This window comes from Burkholderia sp. 4M9327F10 (genome assembly GCF_005503145.1).
Lineage (GTDB): Bacteria > Pseudomonadota > Gammaproteobacteria > Burkholderiales > Burkholderiaceae > Paraburkholderia.
Genome location: NZ_SCNV01000032.1, coordinates 47074 through 65996, shown reverse-complemented (window position 1 = coordinate 65996; position 18923 = coordinate 47074). Strand labels below are relative to the sequence as shown.

Genomic DNA, 18923 nt, shown 5'->3' with positions numbered 1-18923 from the left:
CGCAACAAGCGTACTAGCTGTAAAACGCCGAGGGTGCAACGCCGAAGTGCCGTTTGAACATCGCCGCAAACGCGCTCTGGCTTGCATATCCATGGTCAAGTGCGACATCGACAATCTTCTTTCCGTGAGCCAGTTGTTCCAGTGCCAGCAACAGCCGTACGTGTTGACGCCAGCGCCCGAACGTCATCCCTGTTTCGCGATGAAACATCCTGTGCAAGGTCTTCTCCGCGATGCCAAGTGCTGCCGCCCAATCCGCGACGGCATGAGGCTGATCCGGAGAGGCCATGATCGCATCGCATATCGTGCGTAGCTTCGCATCGGTCGGCCATGCGAGATAGAGCGGCAGTCGCGGAATCGCCGCCAGCTCGGCGAGCAGCAATTGCATCAGCAGGTCGTGGCGGCTGCCACGCGCGTAATCGAGCGGCACGTCGACAGCGGCAAGGATCAGTTCGCGCAGAAGCGCATGAACCTCCACCACGCAACTGCTGCTCGGCAGATGATCGACCGTACCCGGTTCGACGAATACCGTGCGCATCCTGACATTGCCGCTCATGCGGACGGTATGGTCCAGTCCGGCATCCAGCCACACGGCACGCGTGGGCGGCACCACCCAGCGTCCCGTCTGCGCCTCGATCAGCATGACGCCCTCGACGGCATAAAGCAGTTGCGCCCGGCGATGCCTGTGCAATTCCACAAGGGCGCCGTGCGGGTAGTCCGCAGCCAGCGCCGCGACCGGCATCGGTGTGCGCTCAAAAGGAACATGGACGTCATGTGGTGGGCGCGGGATCATGGCCTGACATTTTTGCGATAGATCGGGTCATTTTAGCGCGAGACGGACTGCGTGCCCCGCAGCATGATGAGGCTCCGTTTATTTTCCAGGGAGCGCTCCTTCATGCCGGGTCTTTACTTCCTCTTTCCACTCGTCGCGATACTGCTCTGGGCCGGCAACGTGATGGTGTCGAAGCTGTCGGCTCATACGATTGATCCGACGGCCATCACATTCTGGCGCCTCATGCTTGCTGTCGCGCTGATGACCTTGTTCGTCCTGAAGCCGGCGTGGCGCAATCGCGCGGCTATCGTGCCGCAATTGCCGAAGCTCGCTTTTCTCGGCTTTCTTGCGATGGCGCTGTTTCAATGCCTGTCATACGAAGCAGCGAAGACCACGACGGCGACGAACATGGCGATCCTGACCTCGCTCGTGCCACTGCTGACAATGCTTCTTGCTGTGCCCTTGCTGCGGGAGATGCCGACCATCGGGATGCTGTGCGGCGGCGTCCTGTCTTTCGGCGGCCTGGTCTATCTGATCAGCGCTGGACATCCCGTTGTGCTTTTTACCGGCGGTGTGCATACGGGCGATCTGTTGATGCTGACGGCGGCGCTTGCTTATGCGCTGTACGGTGTCCTGGTGCGCCGTTGGCACGTCGGATTGCCATCATGGCAGTCAACGTATTTGCAAGCCATCGCTGCATTGGTCTTTATGCTGATTCTCGTACTGCGATTGCCGGCCCAGGCGGCACTCCCCAATCGAGCGAGTTTGCCGTTGATTGCCTACGCGGGGACGCTTGCCTCGGTCGTATTGCCATTCTTCTGGATGCAAGGGATCAAGCACCTGGGCCCTAACCACTGCAGCCTGTTCATGAATCTGCTGCCGGTTGCAACAGCCATGATTGCTGTCGGATGGTTTGGCGAACACCTGCATGTGTACCACCTCCTCGGTGGCGGCGCCGCACTCATTGGGGTGTCGCTAGCGCAGACGATACGCCGGCCGTTGTCGGTGTAATGCGTGGTGAGCCTTCATGTCTGGCTTTTATTCGACACGCCCGATCGATTCGGCCGTTGTGCCGTTCGGCGCCGGGCCTGTTCCCGCGCGAAGACCGCCGGCGTGCAACCCACGTGACGCTGGAAGCGCTTGGTGAAATGGCTCTGGTCGGCGAAGCCCGTGGCTAGTGCAATTTCCGCGAGCGGCAAGGCGGTATCGGCAATCAGCGACTTTGCACGGCGGATTCGGCACTGTTCCACAAAGCTGATGGCCGTGACGCCGATCGTTCGTTTGAACAGGCGGCTGAAGTGGAACCTGCTGACGTTCACGACCGCCGCCAGGTCTTCGAGGCAAATTGGCCGGTCCAGGTTGTCCTCGATGAATTCCGTCAACCGGGCGACTTCGAGCTTGCCGAGTGGGCTATCGTGCGCGGTCTCGGTGGCCTCGAAAGCGTTGTAGCTCCTGAGCATGTGAGCCGCCAGCGCGGCCGAGATCGAGTCGACAACGAGCACCTGTGCGGGATGTGCCGCCATGTTTATTTCGGCGACAAGGCATTGGGCGAGCCGCTCGATCACGGGGTCGCGCGCCAGAAATACATTGCGAATGTCGACCGGAACGCTTTCGCGACCGAGTTGCTCCGCGGCGAGCACCACGAGCGAAGGGGGAACGCGCATCCGGACGGAGTGCCCTGAATCGCCTTCCCAGGTCGAGTCGCAGCCGGCGGGCATGATGTAGGAGGTGCCCGCGGAGATCGTGCCGCTATGGACGGTGCCGTCCCGTGTCTGCACCAGTCTGGCGCTGCCGGAAGGGCAGTAACCGATCAGGTGATGGTCCAGGCCGGCATATTTCTCCGAGCAGCCGAAATAGGGGCGATGAACGTCGACCGTCACCCCCTTCCAGCCCCGTCCGCGGGTGGTGGCGAGCGGTTGCTGCGGACGCGCATGCAGGATCTCGTCGATCGAGATCAGCCGAGGCCGGCCTAGGGGGAGCGGGGCGGTTTCTGAGGGTTTCGCTTGACGGGGCGCAAGCTGGCCGTCGCCGCGCCTTCCCGGGGATTCGAACGCAGTGGTCATCAGTGCCTCTGTTCAGTCAGATCCGAAGTTGCACGTAGCCATTCGCATCTGCACAGTTTGGCACAACCGGAGAGGTGTCGCTGAAGCGATAGAGTTCCGTCCTCGCCGGAGAACGGCGAGGGCTGCCATGTCGGCCATGAATGCCGGTACGCATCTCGGCGCGACGATAGCGGCTTAGGTCTTACGAAACGGCCCTGCGTCGGCAATAGCGGCATCCAGCCTGCGTTTCAGGGAGAACGCCGATACGACCAACGCTCGATCAGTTGATCCAGCGACAGCGCGCCTGGACCGATTGCCATGATCCCGACAGCAAGCGACGCCCAGTAAAGATGGAAGTTGGCCCAGCCGTCGGGAAAGACAAGTTGAATGACGCCTGTCATCACCAGCAGCGCGAGTGCCGTCAGCCGGGTCGCGAGTCCGAGTATGAGCAGGCTAGGCAGCGCGATTTCGGCCACGGCAACCAGCAGTGCGACGGTATCAGGCGCGGGGAATGCATACGCCGCGCCGAACAGATGAACCTTGAACTGATTTTCGAACAGATAGAGCGTGGCCGGAGAAAGTGACAGGAATCCGTCCCATCGCGTGCGGCCGGATCGCAGGAAAGGCAATGCGAGTGCGAGCCGCAGCAGGGGCGGCGCGATCAACCATGCTATCTCCTGAATCCGGGCGAGCACCACGCGGATCAAAGGGGCGACGCGATTTTTAGCCACGGGTGTGAACTGGTTCATGCATCCCTCGCAAACGGCAAATAGCCCGATCTGTCTTCGAGGCGCCATCCGATGATTGCGTCGACAGTGAACAGTTGGCCGAGCACGTGCGCCAGACTGAAGCCCGGATCTGCGTCCTGTGCGGACGATGTGGATACCGCCACCGACGCGCCGCCCGCGAGACACTGGATAAAAGTCGCCGCGCCGGCCGTCACCGTTCGAACCTCGACTTCGGCGTCGGGCCGGATGACGAGGGCCTGCTCGCCGCCGCGAAAAATATCGATTGCAGCGGGGCTGCCGCCATCGAGGTTCATCCGCCACAGGTCGACGACCGGAAATGGCGAGCGCACCACGCGAAGCGATGGATGCAGCGTCAGCCTGAGCTCTGGAAGGCACGATGCCTGGATGGCGCCAAGCTGGTCAAGCGCGATGGGGGCCGATTCCTCTGCGTGATACGCCTCCACCCATGCGCGTTCGAGCCGCGCGACGTCAGCCAGATACGGCACGCTTTTCGCCGGCTCGAACGCTTCAATGAATGCGGCGAACGTTGCCCCATATTCGAGCATGACGGGCGAGACCGGTGGTTCGAGTGCGACATGGATGCGCGCCATTGCCGCAAAGAACTCGTCGCCGACGATACGGCACACCGCAGGAAACGCCGCTTTGAGCGCGTCGATCAGGCCGGCAAAGATATTGTTCCGATAGACATTGAAGCGCCTGACGTCGCGTTCGCGATTCGGACCGACGACGCCGTGCGGGATCGGCATCGCCGGATTCAGTAGCGCGGCCGCGAAGTTCTCCTGCCAGTCATGCGGGTAGCCGCCGGGAAGGCTTGCTGCATGCGCATGATGGGCCTGCGATAGCGGTGCGGTTCGAGCGGGTTGACAGGATGTCATCTCGTCCTCATGAGCGCAACGGTCGCTGCACGACATTCGTCCACAACTGACGCAGGCTGTCGACACCACCGGCCGTCGAACTCCAAAGCGTCGTGTCGCTCACGAGCAGGGTGCCGTTGAACGCGTCCGGACGCGATTGCAGAAGGGCATCGAATGTCGATCGTTCAAGCGTAAAAGGATGGGGCGGAGCGCCAAGGTCGATACGCTGGCGAGCGAGGACGTCGAGTTTGTCGACTGCGTCGCCGAGACGTTCCAGTTGCGGCAGATGCGGGTGCAGATTGAACGTGTCGACGTGCTTCAGGATGCCAAGGCGGTCGAGGCCCTGGTCAATTTCGACCGGCGACGGGGAGCCGTCCGGTTCCGCTCGGGGCCGCAGTCCGAAGCGGTTTTCGACTGGCACGCCGAGACCCGCGAGCAATGAGCGGGCGAAGCCGCCGAACCGTTGCCGAGGCGGAATGGTCTTGTCGCCGTGGTGTTCGAACTCCACCGTCTGGCGCTGCAACGGGTCGCTTTCACCGATACTATCGACATCGCCGATGTCGTGGTGCGGGCAGACAAAAGCGAGGTGGTCAGCGTGCGCCAGGAACGCCCGAACCGCCTCGATTTCGCCACTGTCGGCCTTTTGAGCCGTGCGCAGCGAGTCGAAGCTGATCGCGATCAGGGTATCGACGCCTTCGAGCGTGCCCGCGTCGAGCGGTGTGAGCGTCCCATCGTCCGCAACCCGCTCGATGGTCCTGACCGCTTGCCCAGTGAGTTCCGCCGCCAGTTCAATGAACGCGGTGAAGTTGCGCTTCATGATGTGATCGAGAAATCCCGCGATGCTCTGGTCGAAGCGGTCCGGGTCGGCATATTCGTGGAATCTCGGAAAGCCCATCCTGCGACTTTCGAACAGCGCGGGGAAGCGATCCTCGATCACATGGAGCGGTGCGCCATTCTCGCCGGGCCGGCTCCACGCGTAGTAGACAAGAACTTTTCTTTGGCTCATGGGATGGATACCTCGCTTGGCTGATGAGGCGCAGTGGTATAGGGCGGCGGGCTGGCGTCGGGTTCAGCACCGCCGGAGTGTGCCGCCGTTTGCATGATTGCCTCGGCGCGCGCGGCTTCTGCTGCAAGAACGCTCCAGTCCGGCAGATTGGTGTCCCATTCGATCAGGGTGGGGAGTGGGCCGGTTGTGCGTACGGTCCGGGCAAACAGGTTCCATACATCGTCGGTGACGCGACGGTCGTGCGTATCGATGAGGAGCGGACGCCCTCTATCATCCGACTGCCGCGCGTGACCGGCCAGATGAATCTGTTGCACCGCGTGGAGCGGATACGCATCGATATACGAAAGCGGGTCCCATTGCTGGTTGACCGACGCAACGTACGCGTTGTTGACGTCGAGCAGAAGACCGCAGCCCGTGCGTCGCACGACGGTGGCAATGAAATCGACCTCCCTGTAGGTACTTTGTTCGAAAGCGACGTAGGTCGAGGGATTCTCGAGCAGGATCTGGCGGCCGAGTGCCTCCTGCGCGTGGTCGATATGCGCCACGACGCGGGCGAGACTTTGCGTGGTATACGGCACCGGCAGCAGATCGTTGAGAAAGCCGCAATCGTGGCTCGACCAGGCGAGATGCTCGGAGAACAGCCCGGGTGCATAGCGCGCGAGGAGGGTTTGCAAGCGTCCAAGATGAGCCGGATCGAGCGGACGGCTACCGCCAATCGACAGGCCCACGCCGTGAATGGATAACGGATAGATGTCACGAATCGCAGTCAGGAAGCGGTGAGGCGGCCCGCCCGCACCCATGTAATTTTCGGCATGCACCTCAAAGAAACCGATATCCGGTTTGGCCTCGAGAATCGCGCGGCAATGTTCCGCTTTAAGGCCAACGCCCGCGCGAGCAGGTAAGCTGCGGTGGCCGGGGAAAGGCGACGAATCTGACATGTCCGGTCGACGAGATGGGTGATACAGCCGGCCCGGGCCTCTTGCGAGACCCGGATGTCGAAGCAGATCAGGCCTTGGGAGAAAGGCTGCCCGGACCCTTCGGAGTGGAGATGCTCACGCAGGTGCCCTTGGGTACGAGCCGGAATGCGTTGCCCTGGTAGTCTTCGGAACTGGTTCCCGCGCAGGTCGTGCCTGCGCCCGCGTAGCAGTCGTTCTGTCCTTTCAGCGCCGTGCCGAAGCACGGTTCGACCTTGCCGGATTTGACGAGCGCGGTGTGCTCGGCCTGAATCTTTTTCTGCGCGTCAGTGAATTCCTGTGCACTCGCCGGGTTGGCGATCACGGCGAGAGCCGTAGCGAAAGCACCGGCAACCAGGGTGGTCATTTTGTAGTCGGCCATGCAGGTTCTCCGAATTGAATGGGAGTATTGATTCTCCGGAGTCTGACGATTGACCGCCGCTCCGAAGTCAGGATTCGAAGCGGCTAATTGATGCTTCCGCTTCGGCCTGATCGCGATGATTCGTCACCGCACACTCAGCATACGAAAACGGCGCCTGCCAATGCTTGTATTGTCTTGCGCAATCTGGTCTTGGATTGCGACCGGATTCCCCGCTGATAACGGCCGGATGATCTCGAGAAGCGACGGCTTCTCACAGAGGTGCTTGCTGGAGCGGCTTCGTCAAGCCAGCCGGGGAACAGTATCGCTCGATAAATGCCGGAGAATCAGCGTTGCGCAATGACCTGGCGAAGCAAGCGGATCCCAAACATACGCCACGCTCCCATCGCGTACCTCAATGACAATCGGACGGTTGCGCGGGATCCGGCCTTGAGCTGTCATGGGCAATTGCAGTTGCTGGCACAAAACCCGTTGCGAGTCGCTCAGCAATGGAAACGGCAGCCCCAATATCTCGCCTACCAGCTTCTGTACCACAGGGGATTGAGTGGTGACCCCGAAAAGCTGGATGTTTTGCGACTCGAACTGCTTGTATAGCTGACCGAACGCAAGGAGTTCCTGGAGCCCTCCAATGGCGGACTCGTCCACCTCCGAAGGCCGCGGCAGCGACTCATCCTGCGGAAGGACGAAGGGCGTAAAAATCAGCAGGGCATGAGGCAATTCACTGGGATCACAGATCCCTCCAGCCGTGGAGGGCAGACGCAGGGCTGGCAGGCACAGGCCTGCTATTCGGGGGATATTCACAATCTGATCCTGTGTACGTGCAACAGAGCAAACATGTACATCAACAGGAGGCCTCCGAAGAATCCAATCAACATCCCAACGATCAGCATCATTGCCTTCCTGTCTAGAACACGGCGACCGGCCCGCACGGGTGCCGGTCAGGAAAGATGATGACGGGGAAACATTGTCGGAACATTATCGGCGTCGGGAACATCGCAAATGCCCCTCGCCCGGCGCGTCCGGGGCGTCCGGAGAAGGCGGCTTACTGAAGCAGGGCGTTTCCGTGGCGGTCGAAAACGTCCTTGCTGGCCCCAGCGCGCGGCAGACTCACGCGAATGCCCGTGCCGTGCTTGGGCGGTTCGAAATAAGTCGCACGGCCGCCGTGCATGATGGCGATCTCACGCACGATACTCAGGCCGAGACCCGCCCCTGAGCCGTGGCGCGCGTAACGTGAGAAAGACTCGAAGACCTGATCGCGCCACGCAGGCGGGATGCCCGGGCCAGTGTCGGCAAACTCCATGAGAACGTAGCCGGCCTCGGCCTTCACGGTCACGGTGAGCATGGTTGCCTCGCCGCCGTGCCTGATCGCGTTCTGCACCAGATTGACGACGATGCGTCGTAGTGACGCGGCGTCGCCGGAAACGTCGAATTGCTCGCTGTCGCAGATAAATTCGACGTCGTGACCCGCGCTCAGGACAACGGGTACCAGATCGCCCAGGGTTTCGCGGACCAGGGCGACGAGGTTCAGCGGTTCCATGCGCAGCGCCGTGCTTTTGAGTGCCTGGAGGTCGAGTAGCGCGTCGCTCAGTTCGCCAAGACGCGCTACGTCCTGCTCGAGCTTCACCTTCAGCGGTCCGTTCTCCAGCGCGTCCAGGCGTGCCCGGATGATGGCGACCGGCGTACGCAGTTCGTGCGCAGCATTCGCAATGAAGCGGTCCTGCTGCGTCCTTCCGGCATCCAGGCGCTCGAGCGCAGCATTGAACGCGTGTACCAGTGGCGCAATGTCGCGCGGCAATCCGTCGACAGGCAGGCGCAGGCCGCGACGGTCAATGTCGACATAGCGCGCGAGCTGCACGACGTCCTTCAGTCTGCGCAGGGCCAATGCCACGACAATCGGAATGGTGACGATATTGATGAGCAGCAGTGGAAGAAAAAACGGCAGCTCCAGATATCGAAGCACCGCGAGGCTGGCGCCTTCCCAGGCGCGCATCAGCGGACCGCCGCCATAGGCGATTTGCACTTCGCCCAGCTCGGTGCGCATGGTCTTGATCTTGCACGAGAGGTTGTCGTGCTCATTGATATCCGTGATGTCGGCGCCGTAAATACGCGACATCGTGGCCACTGCCGACGTACAGGGCGCAGAGACGCGACCGGTGCTCACCTGGTCGCCGCCCTGATCGCGCACGACAAACCACAAGCCTGGCGATGTGCGTTCGAGCGATTCGAGCTGTGGCGTGCGTTGCAGGACAAGATGACCGTCGGGTGCGCGCGACACGGCTGCGAGGATGACGCCGTCGATGCGTTGATCCATCACGGAGCCGGAGAGATCCCACTGCAGAAAGTTGGTGAGCGTCAGCAGTCCCGATGCAACGGCAACCGCTAACAGGGTTCCAACCAGCGCGAAAGAAATGCGCTGCGTGATTGACAGATTCGTGAGATAGCTCATTCAGTTGTGGAAAGCAGATAGCCAATGCCGCGAACCGGCCGGATCTCGACCCCGGCGTCGTGCAATGCAAGCTTGCTGCGTAGCCGGGAGATATGAGCGTCCAGCGCGTTCGACTGGATGTCCTCATCGAGGCCATAGACACGCGCGATCAACTGATCGCGCTGCACCGTCTTGCCCGCGCGCTCGACCAGTGCTTGCAGTGCCAGCAATTCGCGCTTTCGCAGGCCGAGCGCTTCTCCGCGAACGGTGGCGGTGAGCGAGACGAGATCGATTTCGAGCGCGCCCACTGTGACTCTCTGCGTCCGTATGGCCGGCGCACGTCGCGCGAGCGCACGCAGGCGCGCGGTCAGCTCGTCCATTGAGAAGGGCTTGACGAGATAGTCGTCTGCGCCGGCCTCTAGCCCTTCGACGCGCGCCGCGATTTCGCCGGCCGCGGTCAATACGATCACGGGAATGCCCGGCGCGGCTGCGCGCAGATCGGGAATGACGCTGAGTCCGTCGCCATCGGGCAGGAACCGGTCGAGCAGCACCACCTTGTACTGACACTCCCGGATCGCGTAGCGTGCCTCGCTCAGGCTGGCCACGCAATCGACGGCGATGTTTCGCTTGCCCAGCGCGTTCTCAATTGCCGAAGCCAGTTCCGCTTCGTCTTCGATGAGCAGGATGCGCATGGGGTGCTGGGCGGTCTATGGTTGTAAAGACTAGAGTTGACCGCCCAGTATACCGCGATGGAATTACACCGAACGCTCGATCGCCCGCCCAAGCAGTTCCAGGCCCAGCTCGATCTCCTCCTCGCGGACGGTCAACGGCGGGGCGATGCGGAACACGCCGCCCATCCCAGGCAACTGCACGATGTTCATGCTGAGTCCCAGGTTCATGCACTCGCGGGTGATCTTTGCGCCAAGCCCATCCGCCGGCTCCTTCGTGCGGCGGTCCTTGACGATTTCCATACCCAGAAGCAGCCCTCGTCCGCGAATGTCGCCGATGCATTCAAAGCGCTCCATCAGATCCAGCAGGCCGCGCCTGAGCCGCTCGCCCATCAGGTTCGCACGGGCGACCAGACCCTCGCTCTCGACCACATCGAGCACGCGCAGACCGACCGCGGCCGGAAGCGGATCGGACACATGGGTCGTATAGAACAGGTAGCCCAACTCATGAGCACGCTCCTCTATCTGCGCCGAGGTGACGACGGCCGCGAGCGGAAGACCGGCGCCCAGCGTTTTCGACAGGGTGAGAATGTCGGGCGTCACACCATCGCGCTGGCACGCGAACATCGTGCCCGTGCGTCCCACCCCGGTTTGCGCTTCATCGAGGATCAGCAGCATGCCGCGCTCTTCGCATTTGCGCTTGAGGGCCGCCATGTAGCCTTCCGGCAGTTCGATAATGCCGCCGGAACTGAGGATCGGCTCGGCAATGAAAGCCGCGAGATTGCCGCTTGACTGGCGATCGATGAGATCGAAGGCATAGTCCAGCTCCGCCAGGTAATCATACGCGCCATGGCGTTCGAAACGCGGACGGTACAGGAACGGGGCGGGGATCGCGAACGAGCCGACGGCTGCCGGGCCAACGCCCTTGCGGCCGGCGCTGTAGGTTGCAGAGGCAGCAGCGCCCGTCATGCCGTGCCAGGACTGCGCAAAACCCACGATTTCATATTTACCCGTGACGAGCTTCGCCATGCGAATGGCGGCCTCGTTCGACTCCGCGCCGGTACTGAGTAACAGCGCCCGGTCGAGCCCGTCAGGCGTAATGTCGGCGAGGCGGGTCGCCAGCTCGACCACCGGCCGCGACAGCATCCCGCTGAAGAGGTGGTCGAGCTTGCCGGCGTATTCGTTGATGACCGACACGATTTCCGGGTGGCTGTGCCCCAGCACCGCGCTCATCTGGCCCGAGGTGAAATCCAGGATCGCGCGGCCGTCTGCGTCATAAACGAAGCTGCCCTGGGCGCGCTCGATGATCATCGGCTCGAAGGTGCCGCCATAGCGGATCAGGTGCTGCCTGGCGTTGCGCCAAAAGCTTGCGTCATGGTTGAGGGACACCTTGCTTCTCCTTGGCTGAGGGCGGGAATACCTTGCAGTCTAGAGGGCTCTCTGCTTTCATAGAATCGAATACTTCTTATCGAAGCTAGAAACGAGCCTAATATCTTGAGTCTTTCACTCGAAATCGATCTGCTGCGGTCGTTTATCGTCATTGCCGAGGTTCGGGCGCTGAGTCGTGCGGCCGACCGGGTCGGCCGGACGCAGTCCGCGCTGAGCCAGCAGATGAAGCGGCTTGAAGAAATCGTCGATCAACCGCTGTTCCAGCGCACGGGGCGTGGGGTCGTGCTGACGAATCCCGGTGAACGTCTGTTGATCCACGCTCAACGCATTCTGCGGTTGCACGACGAGGCGATGGCGGATCTTTCGGGCAAAGGGTTGTCGGGGACAATCCGCTTCGGCTGCCCGGACGATTACGCCGCGGTCTTTCTCCCGCACTTGCTGCGCCAGTTCTCGAGCCAGCACCCGCATGCGCTGGTGGAGGTGATTTGCGCGCCCACCCCGCGATTGCTGGAACAACTGGACATGCATGCGCTGGACCTTGCCATGATCTCGTTACCGGAGGACGCTCCGGGTGACGACATCATTCGCCGCGAACCGCTGGTCTGGGTGGGCTATCCGGGACTGGATTCCGCGCATTTCGACCCTTTGCCGCTGGCGCTTTCCGATCCGGACACGCTTGACCATGTGGCGGCCTGCGAAGCGTTGCAACGCGCAGGCAGGGCTTACCGCATCGCCTATGCGAGCAGCAGTCTTGCCGGTCTCACGGCACTGGTCCGCTCGGGACAGGCGTTTGCTGTCATCACGCAGACGGCCGTCGCTGCGGATCTCACCATACTCAATGGCGATCCTGCGCTCCCACCGTTGCCCAGCATAGGCATCACGCTGAAGTTCGAGCGGAAGCGTCCCGCTCACCTGACCACAGTATTCGCGCAGCACATCAGGCTTACATTGCCGTTGTTGTGAGGGAGAAAATCCATGACCGGTTCGACACATGACTCGTTCGACTTTCGCCGCCAGCGCGCAATCGGCATCGCCGGCATCGCGGTTGCGTCGCTGCTTGCCCTGGGGATCTGGCTTGGCATCGACTATCTGGTGTCGCCGCTGCCAGGCATGGACAGCCTGGGCGCCCGCATGCTGCTGACGTTGAAATGCTGCTGTGTTGCCGTGCTGTTTTGCCTGGTGACGGGCGTCGAAGCCGTGGCGCACGAGAGATTGACCTCGCCTGCGTTCGATCCTCTGGTGGGCTTCGAAACACGCCGGCTGCGCGTCAATCAAAGATATCTGCAGAACACCGTGGAGCAGATCATCGTGTTTGCGGTGTCGCTGTTCGGCCTGGCCGCGTATTCCCCCGATGGCTCTGCGATGCGCGCGGTTGTCGCCACCACTGTGGTCTGGATCGTCGGTCGGGCCGCGTTCTGGATTGGCTATCATCGCAGCGCGGCGCTGCGGGGACTGGGCGCGCCAGGCATGGCAGTCAGCATGATTGTGCTGCTATACGTCGTGAGCCGGTTCGGACTCGAGATCGCGGGGGTGGCGGGGGCAATTGTGCCGGTGGCGGTATTTTTCGCGGTGGAAGCGGTGTTGTTCTGGGGGACGCGTCCGGTGGACGATGCCTGATTCCATCATTCCAGCGGAACAACCCCATGCCTCATCACGCTACATGACACTTCATTGAGGTACCATCGGGCGCGATAACCTGATCCTGGCCCTCCCGCTGCTGACCCATGCTTTCAACCTCAAGTACCGCCCTGATGACGTTTGGTTGCGCGCTCGTGCTCGTCATGCCGGGGCCGACCAACACGTTGCTCGCCACTGCGGGTCTGAGGTGGGGCATAAGGCGCTCGGCCCGTCTGACCGCCGCCGAATTTGCCGGCTACCTCGTGTCGATTTCATGCTGGGGATATCTTCTCTCGCATGCGGCGACCTCGCTGGCCTGGCTGCCGGCCCTCCTGCGTATCGCAAGCAGTCTGTATCTTGCCTACCTCTCGGTGCGCATGTGGCAGACCGCGAGTTCGTTTCCTTCGTCCGCGCAAGGGGAGATCGGCCCGCGCGTGCTCTTCACCGCCACATTGCTTAACCCGAAAGCGATCCTGTTTGCCGGCACGATTTTCCCGGCGGCTGCGTTCCACAGTCTGGCTGCCTATCTTGAGGCAATGACGATCTTCACTTTGCTGCTGATCCCGATTGGCCTTGCGTGGATTGCATTTGGCGCGGAAATCGGCAGCGGCCGGCGGATACGGATCAATCCGGTCCAGGTGCAGCGTTGCGCGTCGATCGTGCTGGCGGCCTTTTCCTTGTCGCTTGTGTGGGCCGTATTGCACTAGGCGAGCCGTTCGTTCTTCGACACGGCGCCTGCCCGACGGCCTGCGGGCCGTTCAGTCGCTACCGGCTCGGATGCGAATTGACCGCGTTGATGATATCGGTAAGAAACCAAGGCAGGATCAACTGCGTGTTGGGGTCGCTCACGCCGACGGTGAGCCTGGGCTTATCCGTGGATTGCGCGTTGGCGGGCTCGGCCGCAAGCGTATTCTGCTGCGGCGATGGCGCGACCGCAGTGCCGGCATATGACCACGCCGGAGCGCAGAGAGCGGTGAACATGAGCAAACCCGCGGCAAAGCGAAGGGGTGTCATCAGCGTATCTCCAGTAAAGGGTTGGGGGCCGGCTGCCATCGGGCATGCATCACATTGATGTTAGCACCGTGGTTGTCGAGCCTGCAGATCGCGCCGGCGCCCCCGCACCATGATCGTGCCCCTCTTTCGGGGCAGGGTCGTCAGCGGCCACCTTGCGTGATCCCATGAATGTTTGAGTAAGTAACGAGTAAGTCGTTCGGTTTTACAGTCGATTCCGCTTTTTTCCTCCACCTCAGGAACGACTGTGAAAAATACGTTTCGCCGCGAGTATCCGTTGCTGCTGGCCTTTGCGTCGGTCCTTTTCTATTCAGGCGGTGCCTGGGCGGATGGCGTGGCTGAAGACCCAGCCGCGGCAAACGACTCGGGTTTCACCGTGCTTGGCAACGCGACGAACGTGACCCACTGGGGGCTGGGCATCGGCGCCGGTGTCGCTGCGTCGCCATACAAAAGCGGCAGCGCCCGGTTTTCGCCGATACCGCTAATTTCCTTCGACAATAAGTGGGTTCACGCCTTCGGCACGACGATCGACCTCAAGGTTGCCAGGTGGGACGACGTCAGCTTCATGTTGCGCGGCACTTACGCCATCGGCGATGGCTACAGGAACTCGGATGCCCCCATCCTGAACGGCATGGAGAATCGCAACGGCACGTTCTGGTATGGCCCGGCGCTCGCCTGGGAAACGGCGTTCGGCACGCTGTCGGGCGACTATCTGCTGGGCGGCAACCGGGGTGAACGCGCCAAGATCGACTTCAGCAAATCCTTCGATTACGGCCATTTCTCATTTGCGCCGCATGTCGGCCTCGAATGGCTGAGCAGCAAGTACGTCAACTACTATTATGGCGTGCGAGCATCGGAGGCGGCAGCCGGACGCCCCGAGTACACGGGCAAGGCAGCCTACGAGATGTCGCTTGGCGCGCGTGTCGGCTACAAGTTCACGCGTCAACAGATGGCGATTCTGGACTTTGGTGTGGCGCATGACACCAGCGGCGTGACCGACAGCCCGATCGTAGGACGGAAATACATTCCGCAGGCCAGACTCGGCTACATTTATCAATTCAAGTGAGCACAGCGCCATGTCGCGAGTTGCAATCGTCGAGGACCACGAACGCCTGGCGCAGATGGTGCGGCAGGCATTGGTGAGTGCGGGAATCGAGGCCGATCTGTTTCACAGCATCTCAGAGGCCCGATATGGTGTGAGCCGGGGCGGCTACGCGGTGCTGATCGTCGATCGCGGCCTGCCGGATGGCGACGGTCTGGCCTTTTTGCGGACCTTGCGCACAGCCGGTCAGATGACGCCTTGCCTGATGCTGACCGCACGCGACGCGCTGCATGACCGCGTGGACGGACTCGAGAGCGGCGCCGACGACTACGTGACCAAACCGTTTGCCATGAGCGAACTCGTGGCTCGCGTACGGACGCTGATGCGCCGGCCGGCGGCACTGACTGCGCTGGTCGCATCGTTCGCCGACCTCACCGTCGATCCCCAGCAGCGCGCGCTGCGCTGCGCCGACCATTCGATCCCGCTCGCGCCGGCTGAACTGCAGATCATGCTGAGCCTCATCAACGCGGGCGGGCAGACCGTGCGACACGCGGCGCTGGAGCATGCCGCATGGGGTCTCAACGAAGCGGTGACGCCCAACGCGCTGGAAGTCACCGTACACCGGCTGCGCAAAAAGCTGACCTCGGTCGGCACGACGATCCGCCTCGCCAATATCCGTGGCGCGGGTTTCGCGCTTCAGGCGAGCGCCGGATCGTCCGGCGTACCGTCGGCCTGACGCGGCTGATTCGCCATGCTGAATCACTGGGTCCGAAGTCTTTCCGCGCGCCTGTGGGTGACGAGCATCGTTGCGCTGGCGCTCACGCTGGCCGCGCTGACCATGGCTGTCACCTACGCGTTCAATCACTTTCCGCAGCAGATGCTCGGTCTGCACGAGCAGATGGCGCAGGCGCGCGTGGTTGCGAACGGTGTCCGCTTTGATGCAGCCGGCCGTCCGGTCTCTGTCGAGATGCACGACGCGCACGCGTGGATTTTCGACGTGGCGCCCACCGAGATCAGCTATCGCGTGCTCGACCAGCAGGGCCGTGTGTTACTTGCATCGGCCGGGGCGCAGGGCGATAAACCGTGGGTGGCGGACGAGCTCTCCAGCGCCGTGGACAAGAGCGAGCGCGTGGAGATCGGCGGCCGGCCGTTCTACATCACGACGCTCGAAATCCGCCATGAAGCGGCGCTTTTCTATGCGCAGACCGCTACCAGCGGGCGTCTTGTCGACGCAATGATCGGCTCGAAGATTCGGCCGATTCCGGTCACCGTCAGGGACATCACGCTCATTGCAGCAATCATTTTCGGGTTGACGCTGACGGTGACCGTGCATCGGGTGTTGAAGCCTCTCAGGGAAGCGTCGCGCGCCGCAGCATCGATCACGCCGCGCAACCTGACGACACGCTTGTCGCTGCAAGGCGTGCCGAGCGAAATCAAGCCGCTGATTCATGCGTTCAACGAAGCGCTGGGCAGACTGGAAAACGGCTTTGCCGTGCAGCAGCAGTTTCTCGCCTCGGCTGCGCACGAATTGCAGACGCCGCTTACCTTGTTGCGCGCGCAGATCGAGTTGCAGCCGGAGATCAAGGAGAAGGAACAGCTGTTCCGCGAGATCGACCTGCTGGCGCGCCAGACCCGGCAGTTGCTGCAGCTGGCCGAAGTCAGCGAAGCGCAGAACTTCAGCTTCGGCGAGGTGGACACGGTCGAGGTGGCGCGCGATGTGCTGGCCTACCTCGGACGCAAGGCCGACTTGAAGCGTATCAAGCTCGAACTCGAAACAGGCGATGCATCGGTATCCTTATGGGCGGACAGGAGTGCGCTGTTTATCCTGCTGAAGAACATGGTCGAAAACGCCATTAACGTTTCACCTGTTGCCAGCTGCGTATGGCTCGTCGTTGGCGCGGCCTCGATAGAGGTGCGCGACGAAGGGCCGGGCATCCGGGCGGAGTACATGCCGTTGCTGTTCAAGCGGTTCTGGCGTGCGCCGGGCGTGACGCACGATGGCGCGGGCCTGGGGCTTGCCATCTGCAAGGAAATCGCGGTCGCGCACGAGTGGCGTTTGACGGTGAGCAGCCTGAGTTCGGGTACGCGCTTCGTCGTCCAGTTTTAGGCGGCTATCCCGGGGCGCATGCGGCCCGGTGCCGTTGGCCCCGCTTCAGTCTTCTGCTTTCAGCCTCGGCCTTAGCCTTGCGCCGCCGATATGTCTGTCGACCGCGCTCGCCGGTCATCTAACCTCGACCGAAACAAAACTGCGCGCGTGGTTCCGCTGGATCAACACGGCTACCTGTTTGCCGGCCTTGGCCTCCAGCGTCGTCACGTCCGCTTGCGTTTCGACCAGCGTGTCGTTGAGCGAGAGGACGATATCGCCAGGCTGGATGCCGGCGCTTGCCGCCGGACCCTTGACGCCGTCCACCATCAGACCGACAGCCAGATCGCTGGCGCGCCGCTCGTCCTCATTCAGTGGATGCATGCTCAAGCCCAGGCGGTCTCCTGCGCTGGCTTCGGCCGGCGGCGCTTTGGGGCTTTCCTTGGGGCTGTCCGTTGACGCGCCGAGCGTGACCGCGACGGTCATCGGCCTGTGATTGCGGATCAGCCTGAGCGTAGTCTTCGTTCCGGGCGGCAGGCTGGCGGCGTCGTCGCTGAGTTCGGCCGAGTGATCAATCTCCTTATCGCCGATCCGGATGATCACGTCGCCGGGCTTGACGCCACTCGCGGCAGCCGCTGTGCCGGGCGCGACGGAATTGACCAGCGCACCGGCCGGTCGCGGCAAGCCGAAGGCTACCGCGAGGCCGGGGCCGACGTCCTGGACCTCCACACCGAGCCCGCCCGGAGCGGGCGCTTGCGCGGCCAGCGCCTGTGACCGTACCTTGGCCGCCACGTTGATCGGGATGGCAAACGCCAGGCTGGGAGACCTGTCCTGGTCCGCGTAAATCTGCACGTCGATACCGACCACCTCGCCGGCACGGTTGAACAGAGGACCGCCCGAGTTGTTCGGGTCGGCGGCCAGGTCCGTTTGAAAAAACGGAAAACTGCTGCCGTCCTCGAGCGTGCGAGAGGTGGCGCTGACAATGCCGGCGGTGACGGTGTTTTCAAAGCTGTCGGGCGAGCCGACGGCAAGCACCGACTCACCGACGCGCACGCGTGAGGAGTCGCCGAGCTTGACGGTCGGGAGCTTCGTGGCATCGATCTGGATGACCGCGACGTCGCTTGGGATATCGACCGCCAGCACCTTCGCCTTGAACTCGCGGCGATCGGTCAGCTTGACCGTTACTTCGTCGGCTTGATCCACCACATGAGCGGTGGTCAGGATGAGGCCGTCAGGGCTAACAATGAAGCCGGAGCCGCTACCCGTGATAGCGCGTGCCGAGCCGCCGTGAGACGGCTGGGATGCGGGTGCGACGTGCTTGACGAAGGCGCGTAAAGGATCGTCGGCATCGATTTCAGCGGGAGCGGATGCCGACGCTTGCTGCCCGGGTGTCGGCGCACTGGGCGCCGTCGCGGCGGGCGCCGATGCGCCAGGCTCCGTCGCGTCGGACGCCGATGTACTGGACGCCGTGGCGCTGATATGCACCACCGCGGGTCCGTATCGCTCGACGATCGTAGGGAAGTCAACCGAAGCCGAAGGATTCGCTGCCGGTACCCGGCTTACCTTGGCAGGAGGTGGCGCGGCGACTTCCGCGGCGCTCGCCTTCGGTTGCAGGCACGAGTAGGCAGAGACAACTGCCGCGATCACGGCAGCGTAGAGCAGGGTGCGGGCACGAGTGGGGTGAAGCACGGTGCACCTCCATGGCGGTCGAAATGCCAAGGTCGGGCGTGTGATCCGTGCCGATCGACAGACGAACGCACTGAATATACCGAGTGCGTCGGTTCGAATGTGCGCGGCCCCCGCCTACTCTGATTTATAGAAGAGAGGCAAAAAAATTGCAGCGAGTGCTAATCCTGGGTAGAGCCGCGACTGGGACTGCAACGTGCTGCACCCGGTTCCGAAACGACGACTCGCGTGCAGCAGCGCATCGGTTTGA

General features: G+C 62.4%; 20 protein-coding genes. 7 read left to right on the top strand and 13 right to left on the bottom strand.

All coding sequences use genetic code 11. The annotated features are described in order from the left end of the window. Nucleotides 1-13: 13 nt before the first annotated feature. The gene (locus tag FFS45_RS25325; protein WP_137957378.1) at nt 14-739 is read right to left on the bottom strand and encodes a helix-turn-helix transcriptional regulator; all 726 of its coding nucleotides are present in this window, start codon (nt 737-739) and stop codon (nt 14-16) included. Between the two features lie 153 nt (nt 740-892). Between FFS45_RS25325 and FFS45_RS25320 the strand changes: the two genes are divergently transcribed. Next, nucleotides 893-1780, top strand: coding sequence for a DMT family transporter (locus FFS45_RS25320; protein WP_137957377.1), 888 nt, complete (start codon nt 893-895; stop codon nt 1778-1780). A gap of 14 nt (nt 1781-1794) precedes the next feature. On the opposite strand, the gene FFS45_RS25315 is transcribed toward FFS45_RS25320, so the two are convergent. From FFS45_RS25315 to FFS45_RS25270, 10 genes are all read right to left on the bottom strand, one after another. Next, entirely contained in the window at nt 1795-2832 is a 1038-nt protein-coding gene (locus FFS45_RS25315) for a helix-turn-helix domain-containing protein (protein WP_137957376.1), read from the bottom strand. A 227-nt stretch (nt 2833-3059) separates the two neighbouring features. Then, complete coding sequence (locus tag FFS45_RS25310) at nt 3060-3560, bottom strand: DoxX family protein (protein ID WP_137957375.1); 501 nt, start codon at nt 3558-3560, stop codon at nt 3060-3062. Further along, the gene (locus tag FFS45_RS25305) at nt 3557-4435 is read right to left on the bottom strand and encodes a DNA-binding domain-containing protein (RefSeq protein WP_137957374.1); all 879 of its coding nucleotides are present in this window, start codon (nt 4433-4435) and stop codon (nt 3557-3559) included. Before FFS45_RS25305 ends, FFS45_RS25310 begins: the two co-directional genes overlap by 4 nt. A gap of 7 nt (nt 4436-4442) precedes the next feature. Next, nucleotides 4443-5420: a hypothetical protein gene (locus FFS45_RS25300; protein ID WP_137957373.1), complete on the bottom strand. Its 978-nt coding sequence runs from the start codon at nt 5418-5420 to the stop codon at nt 4443-4445. Continuing rightward, entirely contained in the window at nt 5417-6358 is a 942-nt protein-coding gene (locus tag FFS45_RS25295) for a DUF692 domain-containing protein (RefSeq protein ID WP_137957372.1), read from the bottom strand. The genes FFS45_RS25300 and FFS45_RS25295 overlap by 4 nt, the downstream gene beginning before the upstream one ends. 67 nt (nt 6359-6425) lie before the next feature. Then, the gene (locus tag FFS45_RS25290; RefSeq protein WP_137957371.1) at nt 6426-6755 is read right to left on the bottom strand and encodes a DUF2282 domain-containing protein; all 330 of its coding nucleotides are present in this window, start codon (nt 6753-6755) and stop codon (nt 6426-6428) included. Between the two features lie 279 nt (nt 6756-7034). Next, nucleotides 7035-7553, bottom strand: a complete 519-nt coding sequence (locus tag FFS45_RS25285) for a redoxin domain-containing protein (RefSeq protein WP_171029745.1) — start codon at nt 7551-7553, stop codon at nt 7035-7037. 241 nt (nt 7554-7794) lie between these two features. Further along, on the bottom strand, nt 7795-9198 hold the full coding sequence (locus tag FFS45_RS25280) for a HAMP domain-containing sensor histidine kinase (protein ID WP_137957369.1): 1404 nt from the start codon (nt 9196-9198) through the stop codon (nt 7795-7797). Continuing rightward, nucleotides 9195-9869, bottom strand: a complete 675-nt coding sequence (locus FFS45_RS25275) for a response regulator transcription factor (protein WP_137957368.1) — start codon at nt 9867-9869, stop codon at nt 9195-9197. Before FFS45_RS25275 ends, FFS45_RS25280 begins: the two co-directional genes overlap by 4 nt. Nucleotides 9870-9932: 63 nt before the next feature. After that, the gene (locus FFS45_RS25270; protein ID WP_137957367.1) at nt 9933-11234 is read right to left on the bottom strand and encodes an aspartate aminotransferase family protein; all 1302 of its coding nucleotides are present in this window, start codon (nt 11232-11234) and stop codon (nt 9933-9935) included. A 105-nt stretch (nt 11235-11339) separates the two neighbouring features. On the opposite strand from FFS45_RS25270, the gene FFS45_RS25265 reads away from it, so the two are divergent. The 3 genes from FFS45_RS25265 to FFS45_RS25255 all read left to right on the top strand — a co-directional run bounded on the left by FFS45_RS25265 (nt 11340) and on the right by FFS45_RS25255 (nt 13558). Further along, on the top strand, nt 11340-12197 hold the full coding sequence (locus tag FFS45_RS25265; RefSeq protein ID WP_137957366.1) for a LysR family transcriptional regulator: 858 nt from the start codon (nt 11340-11342) through the stop codon (nt 12195-12197). Between the two features lie 12 nt (nt 12198-12209). Next, nucleotides 12210-12851: an MAPEG family protein gene (locus tag FFS45_RS25260; protein WP_137957365.1), complete on the top strand. Its 642-nt coding sequence runs from the start codon at nt 12210-12212 to the stop codon at nt 12849-12851. Between the two features lie 107 nt (nt 12852-12958). Continuing rightward, nucleotides 12959-13558, top strand: a complete 600-nt coding sequence (locus FFS45_RS25255; RefSeq protein ID WP_137957364.1) for a LysE family transporter — start codon at nt 12959-12961, stop codon at nt 13556-13558. 58 nt (nt 13559-13616) lie between these two features. On the opposite strand, the gene FFS45_RS25250 is transcribed toward FFS45_RS25255, so the two are convergent. After that, nucleotides 13617-13865 carry a hypothetical protein gene (locus FFS45_RS25250; protein WP_137957363.1) on the bottom strand — a complete coding sequence of 83 codons (249 nt, stop codon included), beginning with the start codon at nt 13863-13865 and terminating at the stop codon, nt 13617-13619. Between the two features lie 244 nt (nt 13866-14109). On the opposite strand from FFS45_RS25250, the gene FFS45_RS25245 reads away from it, so the two are divergent. Genes FFS45_RS25245 through FFS45_RS25235 form a run of 3 tightly spaced genes read left to right on the top strand, consistent with a single transcriptional unit; the run spans nt 14110 to nt 17011 of the window. After that, nucleotides 14110-14928, top strand: coding sequence for a MipA/OmpV family protein (locus tag FFS45_RS25245; protein ID WP_137957362.1), 819 nt, complete (start codon nt 14110-14112; stop codon nt 14926-14928). Nucleotides 14929-14938: 10 nt separating this feature from the next. Beyond that, on the top strand, nt 14939-15640 hold the full coding sequence (locus FFS45_RS25240) for a response regulator transcription factor (protein WP_137957361.1): 702 nt from the start codon (nt 14939-14941) through the stop codon (nt 15638-15640). A gap of 15 nt (nt 15641-15655) precedes the next feature. Then, nucleotides 15656-17011, top strand: coding sequence for an ATP-binding protein (locus tag FFS45_RS25235; protein WP_137957360.1), 1356 nt, complete (start codon nt 15656-15658; stop codon nt 17009-17011). Between the two features lie 114 nt (nt 17012-17125). On the opposite strand, the gene FFS45_RS25230 is transcribed toward FFS45_RS25235, so the two are convergent. Next, on the bottom strand, nt 17126-18676 hold the full coding sequence (locus FFS45_RS25230) for a trypsin-like peptidase domain-containing protein (protein WP_137957359.1): 1551 nt from the start codon (nt 18674-18676) through the stop codon (nt 17126-17128). Nucleotides 18677-18923: the final 247 nt, after the last annotated feature.

Excerpts from the sequence above, each read along its gene's own strand:
- FFS45_RS25325 (WP_137957378.1), bottom strand. The coding sequence starts at position 739 with ATGCCGGTCGCGGCGCTGGCTGCGGACTACCCGCACGGCGCCCTTGTG.
- FFS45_RS25320 (WP_137957377.1), top strand. The coding sequence starts at position 893 with ATGCCGGGTCTTTACTTCCTCTTTCCACTCGTCGCGATACTGCTCTGG.
- FFS45_RS25315 (WP_137957376.1), bottom strand. The coding sequence starts at position 2,832 with ATGACCACTGCGTTCGAATCCCCGGGAAGGCGCGGCGACGGCCAGCTT.
- FFS45_RS25310 (WP_137957375.1), bottom strand. The coding sequence starts at position 3,560 with ATGAACCAGTTCACACCCGTGGCTAAAAATCGCGTCGCCCCTTTGATC.
- FFS45_RS25305 (WP_137957374.1), bottom strand. The coding sequence starts at position 4,435 with ATGACATCCTGTCAACCCGCTCGAACCGCACCGCTATCGCAGGCCCAT.
- FFS45_RS25300 (WP_137957373.1), bottom strand. The coding sequence starts at position 5,420 with ATGAGCCAAAGAAAAGTTCTTGTCTACTACGCGTGGAGCCGGCCCGGC.
- FFS45_RS25295 (WP_137957372.1), bottom strand. The coding sequence starts at position 6,358 with ATGTCAGATTCGTCGCCTTTCCCCGGCCACCGCAGCTTACCTGCTCGC.
- FFS45_RS25290 (WP_137957371.1), bottom strand. The coding sequence starts at position 6,755 with ATGGCCGACTACAAAATGACCACCCTGGTTGCCGGTGCTTTCGCTACG.
- FFS45_RS25280 (WP_137957369.1), bottom strand. The coding sequence starts at position 9,198 with ATGAGCTATCTCACGAATCTGTCAATCACGCAGCGCATTTCTTTCGCG.
- FFS45_RS25275 (WP_137957368.1), bottom strand. The coding sequence starts at position 9,869 with ATGCGCATCCTGCTCATCGAAGACGAAGCGGAACTGGCTTCGGCAATT.
- FFS45_RS25260 (WP_137957365.1), top strand. The coding sequence starts at position 12,210 with ATGACCGGTTCGACACATGACTCGTTCGACTTTCGCCGCCAGCGCGCA.
- FFS45_RS25255 (WP_137957364.1), top strand. The coding sequence starts at position 12,959 with ATGCTTTCAACCTCAAGTACCGCCCTGATGACGTTTGGTTGCGCGCTC.
- FFS45_RS25250 (WP_137957363.1), bottom strand. The coding sequence starts at position 13,865 with ATGACACCCCTTCGCTTTGCCGCGGGTTTGCTCATGTTCACCGCTCTC.
- FFS45_RS25240 (WP_137957361.1), top strand. The coding sequence starts at position 14,939 with ATGTCGCGAGTTGCAATCGTCGAGGACCACGAACGCCTGGCGCAGATG.
- FFS45_RS25235 (WP_137957360.1), top strand. The coding sequence starts at position 15,656 with ATGCTGAATCACTGGGTCCGAAGTCTTTCCGCGCGCCTGTGGGTGACG.